The sequence below is a fragment of the Microbacterium sp. genome (assembly GCF_031179285.1).
In the GTDB taxonomy this organism is placed as follows: domain Bacteria; phylum Actinomycetota; class Actinomycetes; order Actinomycetales; family Microbacteriaceae; genus Microbacterium.
Map to the genome: position 1 here is coordinate 1 of NZ_JAPSHY010000023.1, position 15583 is coordinate 15583.

Sequence of the window (15583 nt, forward strand, 5' to 3'; positions counted from 1 at the left end):
GCTGCACGGCGATCATCACCATCCCGAACACCAGCGCGGTCGGCGCCCAGATGTCGATGGAGCGGAGGCCGCCGGTCTCCGGCGTCGACTCCCGGAGCGCGGGGACGGCTCCGAGGCCGAGCAGCAGAGCGGTGGGGAACAGCACGCCGAAGAGCACGGTGGCGGAGTCGCGAAGGAAGAGTCTCGTCTCGATCTTGACCATCTTCATGAGCGCGCGCATCAGCGGTCCCTTCTCTCGGCGCGGGCAGTGGATTCCGGCGGGCGCCCCGTGAACGCCACGAACGCGTCGTCGAGGTTGCGCTGATCGATGCGGAGGTCCTCCGCCACGACCTGCGCCCTGGCGAGGGCTCCGGCGACGCTGGTGAGCAGTTGACCGCGGCCGGTGACCAGCCAGCGGTCGCCGGCGACCTCGACATCGGTCACCTCGGGAAGGGTAGTGAGAACGTCCCTGTCCAGCGATGTGCTCACACGGAACCGGACCTGCTGCTGCGCGCTCGACTGGGCGATCAATCCTTCGGGGGTGTCGACGGCTGCCACCCGGCCGCCGGCGATGACGGCGATGCGGTCGCTCAACCGCTCCGCTTCGTCCATGAAGTGCGTCACGAGCAGGACCGTGACGCCCGAGTCACGGACGCGCTCGATGAGGCTCCAGGTGTCGCGTCGCGCCTCCGGGTCGAGTCCCGTCGTGAGCTCGTCGAGAATCGCGATCTTCGGGCTGCCGACGAGTGCGAGCGCGATCGAGAGTCGCTGCTTCTGCCCTCCGGAGAGGGCCTTGTACTTCGTGTTGCGCTTCTCGGTGAGACCCAGGAGCTCCATGAGTTCGCGCCAGTCGGCGGGATGCCGGTAGAAGGAGCTGTACAGATCGAGGGCTTCGGCGACCGTGATCGCATCGGGAAAGCTGCTCTCCTGCAGTTGCACGCCCAGACGCTCCCGCACCTCCGCTCGATCCTTGATCGGGTCGAAGCCCAGCACCGAGATCGACCCGGAGTCGGGGGTTCGCAGGCCTGCGATGCTCTCGACGGTCGTCGTCTTGCCGGCCCCGTTCGGGCCGATGATGCCGAAGATCTCCCCCTCCTCGACCGTGAACGAGACGTCGTCGACGGCCACGTGCTGCCCATATCGTTTGTGCAGATTTCGTACTTCCAGAGCGGTCATACCGTGAAGCTACGGGGGACACGCACCCCGTCACATCGGCCGCCGAGGTCGGGCTCGGGTTGATTCCCGCCTCCACCGTTCGGTGGATGGACGGCAGCAGCCGGCATCCCGGTCCCGCCGATCCGGGGTGGAATCCCGGGCCGACAATCCGAGGTGGCCCCGGGCCCGACGATTCGAGGTAGACCGGACGATTCGAGGTGACCTTTCCGTCGATTGTTCCGGGATTCGTCCGAGGTACCTCGAATCGTCTGAGGGCCCGAGGTAGAACCCCGTCCCGAAGGACCGGGGTGGAATCCCAGGCCGACGGGCTCCGCGATCCGAGGTGGAGCCTAGGCCCGACGTTCCGAGGTAGACCGGACGATTCGAGGTGACCTTTCCGTCGATTGTTCCGGGATTCGTCCGAGGTACTTCGAATCGTCCGAGGGTCCCGAGGTGGAATCCCGGTCCCGATCCGAGGTGGGCCGGTCGGACTGAGGTAGACCGGACGATCCGAGGTGGAATCCCGGGCCGACGATCCGAGGTAGACCGGACGATTCGAGGTGACCTTTCCGTCGATCGTTCCGGGAATCGTCCGAGGTACCTCGAATCGTCCGCGGGCGCACTCACCGCGCGGCGGGTATCCGGACTCAGGACAGGGTCAGACTCTTCACCCGGGCGACGGGTTCCGGCATCCGAAGCGGCCCTGTTCCCGGGGTGACCGTGCCGAGGATCCGCGGCTCGCGCGCGCCGGTGCCGCCGGGGACGACGGCGGGCACGCCGTGCATCGTGCACCAGCCGATCAGCGCGAACAGGATCGCCTCTTTGCTGTCGGCAGAGGCTCCGAGCTCGTCGGCGAGCACGACATCGACGCCGGGGAGAGCATCGCGCAGTCCATCCATGATGAGCGGGTTGTGGCATCCGCCGCCCGAGACCGCGAGGAATCCGACGCCCGCCGCACGCACATCATTGGCGACCGTGCGGACCGTCAGCTCGGTCAGGGTGCGCACCACGTCGGCGACCGGGATCTCGCGGGTCTGCGCGGCGAGGTGCTCGCGCACGTAGTCGAGGTGAAAGTGCTCCTTGCCCGAGCTCTTGGGTGCGGGCAGGGCATAGTACGGATCCGCGAGGAGCGCGCCGAGGAGGGGTTGGTCGATGCGACCAGAGCGCGCGATCCGCCCGTCTTCGTCGTAGCCGCGCGCGTTCAGCTGTTCGGCCGTGACGACCGCGTCGACGAGCGCATTGGCGGGACCGATGTCGTAGGCCGAGAGGATGCCGGAGCCGGTGATCGTGATGTTCGCGATGCCGCCGAGGTTGAGGGCGGCGGATACCCCGGCGCGCCCGCGCAGCAGCAACTCGTCGAGGAACGACACCAGGGGCGCCCCGTGCCCGCCCGCGGCGATGTCGCGGATCCGCACATCGGACACCACGGGCACCCCGGCCCGTTCGGCGATCCATGCGGGCTGGCCGATCTGCAGGGTTCCCTGCGCCTCGCCAGCCTCGACCCAGTGGAAGACCGTCTGCCCGTGGGTGCACACGGCATCCACCCCGCCGACGGATGCTGCGGCGGCCGCGGCGACGTCGGCGAAGGCCTGACCGATCATGGTGTCGAGTTCGCAGACCTCGGCGAACGTGGTCGGCGAAGGCGGCAGTGCCGCGGCAAGACGGGCGCGAAGGGCCGGGTCGTAGGCGACACTGTCTTCGTACAGCACCGTCCCGTGCACGGCACCGTCAGCCTCGGTGAAGTCCACGACCGTCACATCGATGCCGTCGTGGGACGTTCCCGACAGCAGCCCGAGTACCCGCATCCGAATGTTCTCCCCGTCGCTACCGCAGCACGAGCGCCGCGGCGCCGATGAGCGGGCCCTCGTCGCCGAGACCCGATCGGACGACCCGGGCACGGCGCGAGTAGTCGTGGGCGGCGCTGGCGACCAGCGCCTGTTGCACCAGGTCGATGTAGTCGGCGGCTACCCGCGAGAACCCGCCACCGATGGCGACGACGTCGAGGTCGACGAGCGTGGCGGCATCCGCCAGCGACTCCCCCACCGCCTTCGCCGATCGCTCGATCGCGGCGCGCGCGACGGCGTCGCCGGCAGCGGCATCCCGGGCGAGGTCTTCGCCGGTGGCGCCTGCCCAGCCCTGCTGCTGCGCCCAGGCGGCGGATGCCGGACCCGACGCGATCTGCTCGAGCGTGAGCCCGCCCTCACGGCGCACCTGACCGAGGTGTCCGGCGTTTCCGGACGCTCCGGGAATATAGGCGCCGTTCACGACGAACCCGCCGCCGACGCCGGTCGACACGACGATCGACAGCGATGAGCGCGCTTCGCTCGTGGCTCCCAGCCACGACTCGGCGAGCGCGAGCGCCCCGCCGTCGTGTCCGAAGACGACCGGGATCTCGCGGCCGAGCACGGCGGCTGCGGCGATGCGCACGGCGTCCGCGAGGGGGTAGCCGTCGGCCTTGGGCATGTTCACAGGGAAGATCAGGCCGCGATCGCGGTCGATCGGGCCGGCGCTGCCGACACCGGCTCCGACGAGCTCGCCGTCGTCGGGCAGCAGCGTCAGGGCGTGCGCGACGATCGCCGCGACCGCCGAATCGAGCGATTCGGCCGTGGCCTCGCGTCCGGTCGGCTGCCGGCTGCGGCTTCCGGCGACGAGCGTGCCGTCGTCCGCGATGAGCGCGGCCTCCATCTTCGTGCCGCCGACGTCGACGGCCAGCGCATAGCGGGTCATTGCGGGTCGAGTCCGAGGTCGTCGAGGTCGAAGGCGGCGCGCCACTCCAGCCCTTCGGCTTCGATCGCTGCCTGCGCGCCGGTCTTGCGGTCGACGATCACGGCGACGGCGACGACCTCGGCACCCTCGCGGCGCAGCGCTTCGACGGCCTTCAGAGCGGACTGCCCGGTGGTCGAGGTGTCTTCGAGCACGACGACGCGCTTGCCCTTGGTGTCGGCGCCCTCGATCTGCCGGCCGCGTCCGTGATCCTTGGGCTCCTTGCGCACGACGAACGCATCGAGCGGGCGGTCGGTGGCGACGGATGCGTGCATCACCGAGTTCGCGATCGGGTCGGCGCCGAGCGTCAGCCCTCCGACCGCTGCGGCGTCGAGGTCGCCGATCAGGTCGAGCATGATCCGCCCGATGGCCGGGGCTGCGCGATGGTCGAGCGTGAGCTTGCGCATATCGACGTAGTAGGTGGCCTTCTTGCCGCTGGACAGCGTGAAGTCGCCGTGGAACACCGCCTCGGCGTTGATGAGGTCGAGAAGGGTCTGACGGTCTGCGTCGAGTGCGGTCACGGCATCCAGTGTAGAAGGAGCGAACGCCCGGATTCGGCGAGGTGTCGCTGTCGGAGCCCGCAACTAGGCTGGACGCATGCGCTTGGCCACCTGGAACGTCAACTCCATCCGCACCCGCGTCGCCCGCACCGTCGAATTCGCCGTGCGCGAAGACATCGATGTGCTGGCGATGCAAGAGGTCAAGTGCAAGCCCGAGCAGTTTCCCTACGCGCCGTTCGAAGAGGCCGGCTATCACGTCGAGGTGCACGGCCTGAACCAGTGGAACGGGGTCGCCATCGCCAGCCGCCTGCCGGTCACCGATGTGCGCACCGCCTTCGCCGGCATGCCGGGCTACGCCAAGGGACATGACGGTCCGGATGCTCCGCTCGAAGCGCGGGCGCTCGGTCTGATCGTCGACGGGGTCAGGGTGTGGAGCCTCTATGTGCCGAACGGCCGGTCGCTCGATGACCCGCACTACGTCTACAAGCTGCACTGGCTCGAGGCGCTGAAGAACGCCACTGCCGCAGAGCTGTCGGCGAATCCCGAGCTGCCGCTGGCCCTGGTCGGCGACTTCAACATCATCCCGTTCCCGCATGACAACGGCGATCCCGCGATCGTCGAGGGGGTGTCCACGCACGTTTCGCCGCTCGAGCGTGCGGCGTTCTTCGCGCTGGAGGATGCCGGGGTGTCCGACGTCGTGCGCCCGCTCCTTCCCGAGGGCTACACGTACTGGGACTACCAGCGGCTGAAGTTCCCCCGCAACGAGGGCATCCGCATCGACTTCATCCTCGGATCCCGCACGTTCGCGGATGCCGTCACCGGCGCGTCGATACACCGCAACGAGCGCAAGGGCGAGCAGCCGAGCGATCACGTGCCCGTCGTGGTCGACCTCGAGTTCGGCGCGGCAGACGTCGACGACGACCTGCCGATGATCTTCTCGTGAGCCGATGAGCGCCGTCGCGTGACCGTGCGGCTGATCGCGACCGATCTCGACGGCACGCTGCTCGACTCGACGTCGTCGGTCACGCAGCGCACGCGCCGCGCGCTCGACGCGGCTCGAGCACGCGGGATCCACGTGGTGCCCGTGACGGCCCGTCAGCCGATCGGCCTGCGTGCGATCGCCGCCGACGCGGCGTTTGACGGGTGGGCGCTCTGCAGCAACGGCGCGTACGCCGTGCATCTGGGTGACGGACGGATGCTGTTCGCCGAAGAGCTGCCTGCCGAGACCGTCCGCACGCTCGCCGAGGCGCTTCGCGCCAGCATCACCGGCCTGCTGTTCGCCAGCGTGCGCGAGGGCGGAGACGCATTCGTCGCGCAGCACGGCTATGCCGAGATCGCAGGTCACTCCGATCACAAGCGAGACCCGGAGACGATGGGCGGGGAGCCGCTCGATCACGTGCTGTCGGCGCCGAGCCTGAAGCTCGTGATCCGGCACCCGGAACTCGCCCCCGCAGCGCTCTTCGAGACCCTGCGCTCGCTCGGACTCACCGGGTTCGAGGCGACGCTCTCGGGGGCGCCGTTCGTCGAGGTGATGGCCGAGGGCGTCACGAAGGCGACCGGACTCGCCCGTCTGTGCGAGCACCTCGGGGTTGACCGCACGGATGTGGTCGCCTTCGGCGACGCGCTCAACGACGTCGAGATGCTGCGCTGGGCAGGTCACGGGGTCGCGATGGCCGCGGCTGCGGATGTCGTGCGGGATGCGGCCGATGAGGTGGCTCTGTCGAACGATGAGGACGGGGTGGCGCGGGTCGTGGAGCGGCTGCTGGGCTGAACCCGATCCGCGTCAGGAGACCGCGCGTCGCCGACGCGCGAGCGCCGTACCGAGCGCGGCAAGCAACAGCCCCGCGAGCAGAGGGCCGGCCGGTACGGTCGCGCCCGTTGCGGCCAGGCCGGATCCGGCTCCCGCCGCACCTCCCGGCGCCCCGGCCCCTGAGCCTGTGCCCGAGCCCGCGCCCGCGCCCGCCGCAGTGACTTCGATTGCCACGCTCACCTCGAGGTTCGACTCCTCGCCGATGGCCACGAGCAGATGCGAGCCGGCCGGAGCGCTCGCGGGAATGCGGAGGGATCCGCGGAGGTCTCCCTGGGCGTCGGCCTGGAGCGTGCCGAGCGCGATCGGATCAGAGCGGAGCTCGAAGGCGACCTTTTCGCCGGGCGCGAAGTCCTCACCCGTCACAGAGATCTCGCCGCCGGCTTTGACCGAGGCGGCATCGAGCGCCAGGGTCGGTACGGGCTGCGGGCACTCCACCGACAAGGCGAATTCGACGCCGGTGATCGTCTCACCCGCTGAGAGGTCGAACTGCTCGGCATCCTGGAGCGAGGTAGCCCCGCCCGCAAACTGCGTGCAGTACCCGGGAAGCTCGACGCCGACCGTGTACGTGCCGGCGGGCAGGATGCCGCCATCGATCGTGGAGTCCGGGCTGAATGCGAACGCCCCCCACGACGGGACCCGCGCGACTTCCTCCCAGCCATCGCTGCCCCACCGGTAGGCGATCACCGTCGCTCCCTCGCCGTCTGGCTCTCCGCCGCCGTCGAGAGAGATGGCTCCGCGGATGTCGCCGCCGAGCGCGAGATCGAAGTCGACACCGGTACGGTCAGCGTCGGCACCCAGCGCGACCGGGGTCGACTCGGATCTGGCCGCCGCGGACTCGTAGTACTGGGTCGCGTGGATCGGGTTGCTCAGCGGAGCACGCGTCTCGACCGTGTAGGTCCCGGGTGGAAGGGCGAGGGTGTACGCCCCGGCCTCGTCGGTGTAGGTCAGCCCGGCGAGCGACTCTCCGTCGTATGCGGTGACCGTTGCCGAGGCGAGCGGGCTCCCCGCGGCGGTCACGACTCCCGTGATGGCCGTCGCGGCCGCCAGCTGCGCATCGATCCCCGTGCGGCTCTCGCCGGCTGCGGCCGTGATCGCGGTCGCATCCTCCCTCAGCGGAGCATCGTCCCAGTACTCGGCGAACAACCGCTCATCGAACGCTCGGAAATGAACGATGTACGTGCCCGGGTTCACGCTGACGCTGTACCCGCCATCGGCCCCGATCTCGGCGTCGGCGATCCTCCCGCCGTCGACGGTCGAGACCTCGACGACGCCGGCTGCGGCAGCGCCGTCCGCATCGCGGGTCACCTGCCCACTGATGGTCGCGGGAGCACGGAGGGATGCATCGATGGCCGCCGTCACCTCGCCGCCCGTGACGCTGACGGCCGTGGCCGCGCCCGGGTCGTACGCGCCGTCCCAGAACTCTCGCGCAAGCGCGCCTGTGTCAGAGGGCGTGAAGCTGACGGTGTAGCTGCCTGCCCGCAATCCATCCACGCGGTAGCTGCCGTCGTGCTGGCTCATCGTGGTGCCCGCCGTTCCCGTTCCCGACGACACGGTGACGACGACGCCGGATACCGGAGTACCGTCGCTCTCGCGAGTCACGGTTCCGGTGATCGACCCGCCCGCCTGCAGCGAAGCGTCGATACCGGTGACGACGGCCGCATCCGAGACCGTGATCACTTGCGCACTCATGTGGTCGCTGGCGCCGTCCCAGTACTCGGAGAGCAGCCCCGAGCCTGTTCCCTCCGTCGCGAAGCGAGCGGTGTACTGTCCGGAAGCCAGTCCGCTCACGGCGTATGCACCGCTCTCATCGGTCACAGCGCCGAACGAGAACCCGCCGGCGGTGCTGGACACCGATACGACGACGCCGGCCACCGGCGTTCCGTCCGTCTCGCTCGTGACCACTCCCGTGATCGTCCCCGTGGCAGCGACGTCCTCGGCGGCCGCCGACACAGCTCCGGTCAACACCAGTGCGGCAGCGGCGGCACCCGCCAACAGCGTGCGGAGCATGCCGCGCCCGGCGGCTCGTCGTGACGTCATCGTTTCATCCCTTCCGGATGAAGGTCGCAGACGCACGGACACCGCTGTCACGCAGACCTCAGGCCCAGTGTGCCGATCGCGCGGCAACGTGTTCGTGTCGAATCTAGGGGCAACAGGCGGTCGAGGGGAATAGTCGATTCGTCGGAAGAACAACAGTGCAGGATGGGCAATTCTCCCCATCGCTGAAGAACCGCGACCCGAATACACTGGCGTCGCAGAACTACACCCATGCACTCCGGGGAGGACTAATGGGCAGCGGAGACGACGGTGTCAAGATCAGCGAAGAGGAGCTCACGGCGACTCTTACGACGCTGGCACAGACACTCGACCTGTTCAGCAACTTCGAGACCACGTTCACGAACCTGGCGTCCAACGTGCCGTACTGGAGCAACCTCGGCACGATCGACGACACGAGCGGCGCGCTCCAGGCCACCCTGCAGGATCTCTCCGACTCCGTCACGGACGTGGCCACCGAGTTGACCCTCGACCTCGCAGCCTTCTTCAACGAGGTCGAGAACGTGCGCGACTCCTGGGCGGAGCTGGATGCGGCGCTGGCCACGCTCAAGGGCGAGGACTGACGCATGTCGGACTACGGGATCGTGAAGTCGGGCTCCCATGTCATCGCGGTGCCCGACCGGATGCCCTGGGATACCGAGGCCGGATCTCCCATCCCCTCGGACACGCATCAGTTCGGTCGCCCGTTCTCGCAGACCGACCCGGCCCAGGCCGAGGCGATGCAGGAGAAGGCGTCCCAGCTCATCGCGCTCGCCTGGGCGATGCAGAGCGCGCAGACGACCCTCAAGAAGATCAGCGAGGCGGATCTCGGTGACGGTGACTCGCTCGACAGCCTCCGCTCCCACGCGGGCCAGTTCGCCGAGCAACTCGGCCCGCTCAGCGATGCGCTGACGAAGATCGGGTCCGGGCTGCTGGTCTACGGCTTCGCCATCGGCGAGATCATCCCGACCGCCGCCAGGGTCGGCGAGCGTCTCGACGAGCTCTGGACCCCGGTCTCGACCGCGAACGAGGCGTACACCGCCACCTTCGAGCAGTACGGCTACGGCCCTTATATCCCCGACAGCGACGCCGAGAAGGACATGAAGGCCGCGCACCGGGCCCTCGACAACGCCGTCGAGGCGTGGGAGACGAAGGCCGAGCGCGTCGACGTGCTCTGGAACAGCTGGATCGACGTGCACGACGCGGCCAACACCGCAGTCAAGGACGGCCTCGGTGACCTCGACTGGAACGACGTCATCAACAAGGTCTCGGATGACATCCACAAGTGGGCGTCCTGGATCTCCACCTATGCGGCCCTCGGCGCTCTCGTGCCGATCCCCGGCGTCCAGGAGGTACTCGGCGTCGTCGCTCTGACCGCCGGAGGCGTCGCCCTCTACATCTCCGCCGACCATGCCCTGGACGGCACCGGAACGTGGAGCGACGTCATCACCGACGGCATCAACGTCATTCCCATCACCGACATCGCCCTGCTGAGAAAGATCACGCAGGTTCCCGGAGTGGCTGAAGAGCTCATCAAGGCCGGCGGACGAGGCCTCGACGTCGACGACGAGGCGATCAAGGCCCTGTTGAACAAGTGGAAGCGCGAGTACGGCGAGAAGGTGCTGGCCGAGGGCTTCTCGAATCCGCGGATCCGGGATTCATTGAACGCGTATCTCGCGCTGGAGGCGAAGAAGGCGGCGGGCTCACAGGTGCCCGATCCGGAGTACCCGCCGGCAGATGAGGTCGAAGACCTGCGGCGTGACGCAGAGCGCATCGCCCGCCGTCGCGGCAAGCACTGATCGTGCCCGCTCGGGTACTGCTGTTCGAGCCGCCGCGCGGAGTTCTGATCGTGCCGAGATCGGCAGCGGAGATCGCTCTCGAAGACGCGGGGCTCCCCGATGCACCCGAGGCCGAGCGCACCCGCGTATTGACAACGATGGCGCACGACGCCGCCGAAGCGAACGCGACCGTCGTCCTGGTCTGGCAGGAAGGTTTCGCGCCCTTCGGGCTCTGGATACAGATCACTCCGATCTCCGGCATCCGGCTCGCGCGCGATTTCGTGCGAGGCGAGACGAGCGGCTGGGTCGGCCAGGTGCACGCCCCGCATATCGGTCCGGGACTCGAATGGTTCGCACCGGCATCCGAAGGGGAATCAGCCTCACGGTGGTCGGCTGTCTTCGCCGACGAGAATCTCTTCGTGAATCTGACCCTGAGTGCATCGTCCTTCGCCGACCTCGTGGCGCGGCGGTCGCTCGTGGAGAGCACGGTGCTCCCCTCGCTCGTGATCGCCGCGGATGCCGAGCCGTGGCGCTCTCTGGAGGAAGTCGGCTCCGGAATCGTCGCTGCCAAGGAGCCCTGGCCGCAGCTGACCGACGCGGAGCCGGCCGGATGAGCGCTTCTCTCCGCCGGTTGATCGCTCCGGCAGACCCGATCTATCGGCTGCCTCTTCACGACGGCTGGCGGCGGATGCCGGCGGACGACCCCCGCCTGACCGCGCGGCTGCCTCGCGAGGTGGGCTCGCTGCGCGGCGACTCGATCACGGCGATCCTGATGCCGGCGGATCGCGATGCGCCGCTCACCGCCCCGATCATCGAGCGACAGATTCGCGGCGAGAAGTTCGGAACACTCGACGCGCTGGTCGACGAGCAGATCGCCGCCGGTGCCAGTGCCACCCTCGGCGACCCGGCGATCCTGAGGCACGGCGTGCGAGAGACGGCGGGTGACGTCGAGGGATACGTCGTGCGCTATCTGCTGGCGACTCCGGGTACCGGGCGCCGGCGCGGCGTCGAGTTCATCGTCGCGTTCCCGGCGTTGCCCGACGACAAGCGGCAGGTGCTCGAGGCGCTGTATGACGGCATCATCGTCTCAGGCTCCTGGTGCGTGCCCAACGGGAATCCGCTCAGCCCACCGGAACCTTCCGGCGGTTGACCAGGCTCGGATTGCTCGTGTTGATCACGGTCGGCGTTCCGCTGGACGTGTCGATGAAGAAGACCCCGGTCTGACCCGCATCCTTCACCGGGAACGCCCACGTGCCACCGATCACCTCGGGCTGCGGGCCCTGGACCACGTCGAGCGGTTCCGGCATCTCGCCCTTGAGGACCTCGATCGGAGTGAGGGTCGCCGACGCGGAGAAGGCGGCGCGAGGTGTCTGCACGACGATGTCATGGTCGGCGCCGCGCGCGCTGGCGAAGACGATGATGTCCGCCTGCGCCGTCCAGGCCGCGATCTCCTCCTTCGTCGCGGTGGGGGCGGCCTCGGGCTGCCCGGCGATCACACGCTCGAACTTCTGCCAGTTGCCCCAGTCGTCGTGCACCCCGACGTTGCCGAACAGTTCGTATCCGTCCTCGCCGGCGGATGCGAGGACGAATATCCCCTCGTGCCGGGAGTCGAAGGAGGCCTCGGGCTGCGCCGCGAGGTAGTACGCGGTGCCTGCCGGCTTCGACACGGTGATCGTCGCGGCGGCATCGCCCTTCAACGTGTCATCGACGCGCACGATGGCGGTCTGGGCGGGGAACTCGGCTGCATCGGCATCCGCCACCGCCGGCTCCACGGACTCGACCGTGCCGAACGTGATCACGTCGGCACCGGCGACGAGCTCGCTGATCGGTTCGGATGGATTCGGATCGGAGACGCCCTGTGTCGTCGACGGTTGCGGGGTGGGCATTGCGTCCTCCTCAGGAACTGGACTGCACGCGGTGAGAACCATCAGCGCGGCGACGATCACCGCGAGGCCGTGCCATCTCGACGTGTTCATCGATTCGCGATCGAGACATCCGAGAACGACTCCGAGAAATCTTCCATGCTCATAGTGAAGTATCCGTCGTCGGGGTCGTTCAGCACACCACCGGCATCGGTGATCTGGGTCTGGTGGTTGTTGTTGTGGCCCCACGGATTGCGGATCACGACGTACTGCCGGCCGTCGACCTCGTAGGCATCGGTCACGGTCAGCGCGTGCCCGCCGTCCTGGAACCCGAGCTGACCGTGCGTGGCGGCAGCCACGACCGGGCGCCCGTCGTCGAGGGCGTCGTTCATGTCGTCGTAACTGTCGCCGACGTCGTTTCCACCCGTCGCGAAGTCCCAGAATCCGGAGTCGTCGTCCTTCGTGTCGGCGTCGTGACCGAAGATGTCCTCCATGACCTCGTGGGGCCACCCGCCGTTGTCGAACTCCTCGTAGCTGCCTTCGTGGATCACGTATGCGGCTTCGATGACGCGCACCCAGTCGGCCTGGTCGTTGTCGAGGAACTGATCGCTGCTGACCGTGATGTCCCCGTCGGCGAAGTGCACCGTGTAGGTGCCGTCCGGATTGACGGTGATCATGTCCCTGATCTTCTGCGGGTCGCCGTCGGCGAGACCCGCGAGCACCGCCAGCAGGTAGCAGTTTCCGGCGCCCCCCTGGTGGACGTCGGAGGGATCGGGATCGCCGTTGGGGTACAGAGTCGACGTGCCGTCGCCGGGGAGCTTGTCACCGGCCCTGATCGCCTCGAGGTCTGGGTCGGCGAGGCACGTCACGGCCTGGTCGTACACGGACTGCCAGTCGACGAACTTGTTGTTCCAGTCCGCGGCGACCTCGCCCCACGCGTCCTGGGCATCCCAGATGTCCGCCTCGAGCTGCTGGCGCTTCTCGACCTGCTCGTCATAGTCGTCGTCGCCTTCGACCGGAGCCTCGCCGTCGACGTAGGCGGCCTGAAGATCCTTCAGCGTCGTCCACCGCTCCTGGCACGTCACCGCGAGGGAGTTCAGCGCCTCCTGCTGGCCGGACGTTTCCGACCCGTAGTCGCGGAGCGCGATGCCGACGGGTCCGTAGATGGCGCCGGCGACGGCGATCCGCTCGGCGACATCGCCGATCGACGATCGCAGCTTCTCGGCCGCTTTCCCGGTGATGCGCCACTGCGTCATCTCGGAGTCCCGGATCGTGCGCAGCTGGGTGGCGAGCTGGCTCATCATGTTCCCGTGGTCGGACATCTTGCGCCCGCTCGAGAAGACGGTCTCGGGCTCGCCCTTCATCGACCGGATCTGCTCGCCTACGCCTGCGGCTTCGCCTGCGGTTCCCGCCTCGACATTCGCGCTCATGGGTCAGAACCACCTGTCCAGTCCGTAGTACGAGTCGACGACGTCGCCGATGTACGCCGAGATGTCCTCGAGAGAGGCGATGAGCTCTTCGCGCTTCGGCTCCCAGGAGCCGCAGAAGTCGCCGGCCAGACTGCTGAGCTCCGCCTTGTCGTACGGGTGATCGATCGCACCGCCGATGTCGGCGCTGCGCTCCGGTGCATCCTCCAGCTCGGCGATCGCCGATCGGATGGATTCTCTGACCCCCGTCAAGAGGTCGTAGTCGATGACGACTTTCTCCGCACTCATTCCGCACCCCCACGCTCATGGACGACGCTATCGGACGCAGTCGATTCCGCTGATGGGCAGAAGTCCCCATCCGTGCGGGGCTCACGCCAGGCGGTCTCGGCCGGGGCGATCGCTCGTCACTCGAGCAGCCCCCGCTGGAACCCGACCGCCACGGCTGCCGCACGGTCGCTGACGCCGAGCTTGGTGAAGATGTGCAGGATGTGCGACTTCACCGTCGCCTCACTGATGAACAGTCGCGCAGCAGCCTCACGGTTCGTCGCACCCACCGCGATCAGCCGCAGCACCTCGAGCTCACGCGCACTGAGCGGTGACTCGGGCGCGCGCACCCGACCCATCAGGCGCATGGCGACGGTCGGTGACAGCACCGCGTCGCCGCGGGCGGCCGCTTCTACGGCGCGCATGAGCTCGTCGCCGGGCGCGTCCTTCAACAGGTACCCGGTGGCGCCGGCTTCGATCGCTGGCAGCACCTCGCTGTCGGTGTCGTAGGTCGTGAGAACGAGCACGGATGTCGGCAGGCCGAGTTCGGCGAGGCGCTTGATCGCCGTGACCCCGTCCATCCGCGGCATCCGCAGATCCATGAGCACGACGTCGGGCGAAAGCGTCTGGGCGAGGGCGACGGCCTCCGCCCCGTCGCCCGCCTCCCCCACGACCTCGAAGCGCGGGTCGCCGGCGAACATGCCACGGAGCCCGTCGCGGACGACCGGATGATCGTCGGCGATGAGCACGCGGATGTGAGCATCAGTCATCGGCGGTCCTCCTCTCTTCCGAAGACCCTCGCGAGAGGGCCGGCACGCTCGCCGAGATGGCCGTGCCCTGGCCTGGTTCGGACTCGATCTCCAGGACCCCGGCCACGCGATCCACCCGCTGACGCATCGAGGTCAGACCGAATCCACCGCCCCGGCCTGCTCGCGCCGGGTCGAACCCCGCCCCGTCGTCACGAACGTCGAGAGTGACCACATCGTCCATGTACGACAGTGTCAGCCCCACCCGGCTCGCCGCCGCATGCTTGCCCGCATTGGAGAGCGCCTCCTGCGCGACACGCAGCAGCGTCACCTCCGCTTCGGGATGCAGCTGGCGGACGTCGCCAGTGGTGATGACGTCGACGGCCACCCCGTGCAGACGGCTCCATTCCGCGGCGGCGGTCGCGATCGCGTCGGGCAACCGGGTCGACTCCAGCTCTGACGGTCCGACGGCGTGGACGGAGCGCCGCGCCTCCGCGAGGCTCTCACGCGCGAGCGTGGTGGCATTGCCGAGGTGGCGTCGGGCGAACCCGTCGTTGCCGACGTCCATCGCGCGTTCGGTGGCGTGCAACTGCGTGATGACGCCGGTGAGTCCCTGCGCGATCGTGTCGTGGATCTCGCGCGCGATGCGCTGCCGCTCCTCGAGCACGCCTGCTTCGCGCGCCTGAACGAGCAGCTGCGCCTGCAGACCCTCGTTCTCGCGGATCGTCTGCTCGAGCTGAACCACCATGCGCTTGCGCTCCGCACTGTGTTCTCTCGTGACATCGCCGATGCTGCTGAAGAGGCCCACCGCCGTCACGATCGCGACGATGAACAGGAGGTGCACCAGGATGGCGGCCGGCATCGGCCCGGGAAGACCTCCGGTGAATGTCGTGACGCTGATCGCGGCGGTGGCCGTCAGCCCGACGAACCGCCAGCGGTCACGCAGGTACTGCCAGGAGTGGAGGTAACCGACGAATCCGAAGAACCCCGCGAACCACATGTCGCGGCTGCAGAGCAGCGCGATGAGCAGGATGAGACCGGTGACGTACACGGCACCCGCGGTGCGGCGAGTGCTCATCGTCCACATCCACGCCACCGCGAGCACCACGAGTCCGAGCGTGACCAGCCGGTCGCTCCACGCGTCCGTTGCGGTGATCATGGACAGGGTCGCCGACGTGGCGAGCAGAAGATACGGGGCGACCGCCAGCAGTCTCAGCAGTTGCTGCTCGCGGTGCTCCAGCTGCTTCGCGGACGTCGACGGCATCCGG

At 68.5% G+C, this 15583-nt stretch carries 16 protein-coding genes and 1 pseudogene; 6 read left to right on the forward strand and 11 right to left on the reverse strand.

Annotation, left to right across the window (positions count from 1 at the left end; genetic code table 11):
* The 5 genes and pseudogenes from RIN18_RS13275 to pyrE form a co-directional block, all read right to left on the reverse strand.
* Window positions 1–220: pseudogene (locus RIN18_RS13275) on the reverse strand (ABC transporter permease); the annotation flags it as partial.
* Window positions 220–1107 carry an ABC transporter ATP-binding protein gene (locus RIN18_RS13280; protein WP_309104456.1) on the reverse strand — a complete coding sequence of 296 codons (888 nt, stop codon included), beginning with the start codon at window positions 1105–1107 and terminating at the stop codon, window positions 220–222. The pseudogene RIN18_RS13275 and the gene RIN18_RS13280, both read right to left, overlap by 1 nt.
* 674 nt (window positions 1108–1781) lie before the next feature.
* Entirely contained in the window at window positions 1782–2939 is a 1158-nt protein-coding gene (locus RIN18_RS13285; RefSeq protein WP_309104457.1) for an anhydro-N-acetylmuramic acid kinase, read from the reverse strand.
* A gap of 19 nt (window positions 2940–2958) precedes the next feature.
* The gene (locus RIN18_RS13290) at window positions 2959–3861 is read right to left on the reverse strand and encodes an ROK family protein (RefSeq protein ID WP_309104458.1); all 903 of its coding nucleotides are present in this window, start codon (window positions 3859–3861) and stop codon (window positions 2959–2961) included.
* Window positions 3858–4418, reverse strand: coding sequence for an orotate phosphoribosyltransferase (gene pyrE, locus RIN18_RS13295; RefSeq protein WP_309104459.1), 561 nt, complete (start codon window positions 4416–4418; stop codon window positions 3858–3860). The genes RIN18_RS13290 and pyrE overlap by 4 nt, the downstream gene beginning before the upstream one ends.
* A 76-nt stretch (window positions 4419–4494) precedes the next feature.
* Here pyrE and RIN18_RS13300 point away from each other — a divergent pair, with 76 nt between their 5' ends.
* Both RIN18_RS13300 and RIN18_RS13305 read left to right on the forward strand, forming a co-directional pair.
* Complete coding sequence (locus RIN18_RS13300; RefSeq protein ID WP_309104460.1) at window positions 4495–5340, forward strand: exodeoxyribonuclease III; 846 nt, start codon at window positions 4495–4497, stop codon at window positions 5338–5340.
* An 18-nt stretch (window positions 5341–5358) separates the two neighbouring features.
* On the forward strand, window positions 5359–6168 hold the full coding sequence (locus RIN18_RS13305) for an HAD family hydrolase (protein WP_309104461.1): 810 nt from the start codon (window positions 5359–5361) through the stop codon (window positions 6166–6168).
* A gap of 12 nt (window positions 6169–6180) precedes the next feature.
* On the opposite strand, the gene RIN18_RS13310 is transcribed toward RIN18_RS13305, so the two are convergent.
* Entirely contained in the window at window positions 6181–8244 is a 2064-nt protein-coding gene (locus RIN18_RS13310; protein ID WP_309104462.1) for a carboxypeptidase-like regulatory domain-containing protein, read from the reverse strand.
* Window positions 8245–8492: 248 nt separating this feature from the next.
* Between RIN18_RS13310 and RIN18_RS13315 the strand changes: the two genes are divergently transcribed.
* Genes RIN18_RS13315 through RIN18_RS13330 form a run of 4 tightly spaced genes read left to right on the forward strand, consistent with a single transcriptional unit; the run spans window position 8493 to window position 11166 of the window.
* Complete coding sequence (locus tag RIN18_RS13315; protein ID WP_309104463.1) at window positions 8493–8822, forward strand: hypothetical protein; 330 nt, start codon at window positions 8493–8495, stop codon at window positions 8820–8822.
* Window positions 8823–8825: 3 nt separating this feature from the next.
* Entirely contained in the window at window positions 8826–10037 is a 1212-nt protein-coding gene (locus tag RIN18_RS13320) for a hypothetical protein (RefSeq protein WP_309104464.1), read from the forward strand.
* Window positions 10038–10039: 2 nt separating this feature from the next.
* Window positions 10040–10630, forward strand: a complete 591-nt coding sequence (locus RIN18_RS13325) for a hypothetical protein (protein ID WP_309104465.1) — start codon at window positions 10040–10042, stop codon at window positions 10628–10630.
* Entirely contained in the window at window positions 10627–11166 is a 540-nt protein-coding gene (locus RIN18_RS13330; protein ID WP_309104466.1) for a hypothetical protein, read from the forward strand. The genes RIN18_RS13325 and RIN18_RS13330 overlap by 4 nt, the downstream gene beginning before the upstream one ends.
* On the opposite strand, the gene RIN18_RS13335 is transcribed toward RIN18_RS13330, so the two are convergent.
* The 5 genes from RIN18_RS13335 to RIN18_RS13355 all read right to left on the reverse strand — a co-directional run bounded on the left by RIN18_RS13335 (window position 11138) and on the right by RIN18_RS13355 (window position 15579).
* Complete coding sequence (locus RIN18_RS13335; RefSeq protein ID WP_309104467.1) at window positions 11138–11902, reverse strand: hypothetical protein; 765 nt, start codon at window positions 11900–11902, stop codon at window positions 11138–11140. The two genes, RIN18_RS13330 and RIN18_RS13335, sit on opposite strands and share 29 nt — an antisense overlap.
* An 86-nt stretch (window positions 11903–11988) precedes the next feature.
* Window positions 11989–13308 (reverse strand): C2 family cysteine protease, encoded by a 1320-nt coding sequence (locus RIN18_RS13340; protein ID WP_309104468.1) that lies wholly within the window; start codon window positions 13306–13308, stop codon window positions 11989–11991.
* A 3-nt stretch (window positions 13309–13311) separates the two neighbouring features.
* Window positions 13312–13593, reverse strand: a complete 282-nt coding sequence (locus tag RIN18_RS13345) for a hypothetical protein (RefSeq protein ID WP_309104469.1) — start codon at window positions 13591–13593, stop codon at window positions 13312–13314.
* Window positions 13594–13709: 116 nt separating this feature from the next.
* On the reverse strand, window positions 13710–14339 hold the full coding sequence (locus tag RIN18_RS13350; RefSeq protein WP_309104470.1) for a response regulator transcription factor: 630 nt from the start codon (window positions 14337–14339) through the stop codon (window positions 13710–13712).
* Window positions 14332–15579, reverse strand: a complete 1248-nt coding sequence (locus RIN18_RS13355) for a sensor histidine kinase (protein ID WP_309104471.1) — start codon at window positions 15577–15579, stop codon at window positions 14332–14334. Before RIN18_RS13355 ends, RIN18_RS13350 begins: the two co-directional genes overlap by 8 nt.
* Between the last annotated feature and the right edge of the window lie 4 nt (window positions 15580–15583).

What these genes read in the sequence shown, in the direction of transcription:
- RIN18_RS13285 (WP_309104457.1), bottom strand. Translation starts at nt 2,939, where the DNA reads ATGCGGGTACTCGGGCTGCTGTCGGGAACGTCCCACGACGGCATCGAT.
- RIN18_RS13290 (WP_309104458.1), bottom strand. Translation starts at nt 3,861, where the DNA reads ATGACCCGCTATGCGCTGGCCGTCGACGTCGGCGGCACGAAGATGGAG.
- RIN18_RS13300 (WP_309104460.1), top strand. Translation starts at nt 4,495, where the DNA reads ATGCGCTTGGCCACCTGGAACGTCAACTCCATCCGCACCCGCGTCGCC.
- RIN18_RS13310 (WP_309104462.1), bottom strand. Translation starts at nt 8,244, where the DNA reads ATGACGTCACGACGAGCCGCCGGGCGCGGCATGCTCCGCACGCTGTTG.
- RIN18_RS13315 (WP_309104463.1), top strand. Translation starts at nt 8,493, where the DNA reads ATGGGCAGCGGAGACGACGGTGTCAAGATCAGCGAAGAGGAGCTCACG.
- RIN18_RS13320 (WP_309104464.1), top strand. Translation starts at nt 8,826, where the DNA reads ATGTCGGACTACGGGATCGTGAAGTCGGGCTCCCATGTCATCGCGGTG.
- RIN18_RS13330 (WP_309104466.1), top strand. Translation starts at nt 10,627, where the DNA reads ATGAGCGCTTCTCTCCGCCGGTTGATCGCTCCGGCAGACCCGATCTAT.
- RIN18_RS13335 (WP_309104467.1), bottom strand. Translation starts at nt 11,902, where the DNA reads ATGCCCACCCCGCAACCGTCGACGACACAGGGCGTCTCCGATCCGAAT.
- RIN18_RS13340 (WP_309104468.1), bottom strand. Translation starts at nt 13,308, where the DNA reads ATGAGCGCGAATGTCGAGGCGGGAACCGCAGGCGAAGCCGCAGGCGTA.
- RIN18_RS13345 (WP_309104469.1), bottom strand. Translation starts at nt 13,593, where the DNA reads ATGAGTGCGGAGAAAGTCGTCATCGACTACGACCTCTTGACGGGGGTC.
- RIN18_RS13350 (WP_309104470.1), bottom strand. Translation starts at nt 14,339, where the DNA reads ATGACTGATGCTCACATCCGCGTGCTCATCGCCGACGATCATCCGGTC.
- RIN18_RS13355 (WP_309104471.1), bottom strand. Translation starts at nt 15,579, where the DNA reads ATGCCGTCGACGTCCGCGAAGCAGCTGGAGCACCGCGAGCAGCAACTG.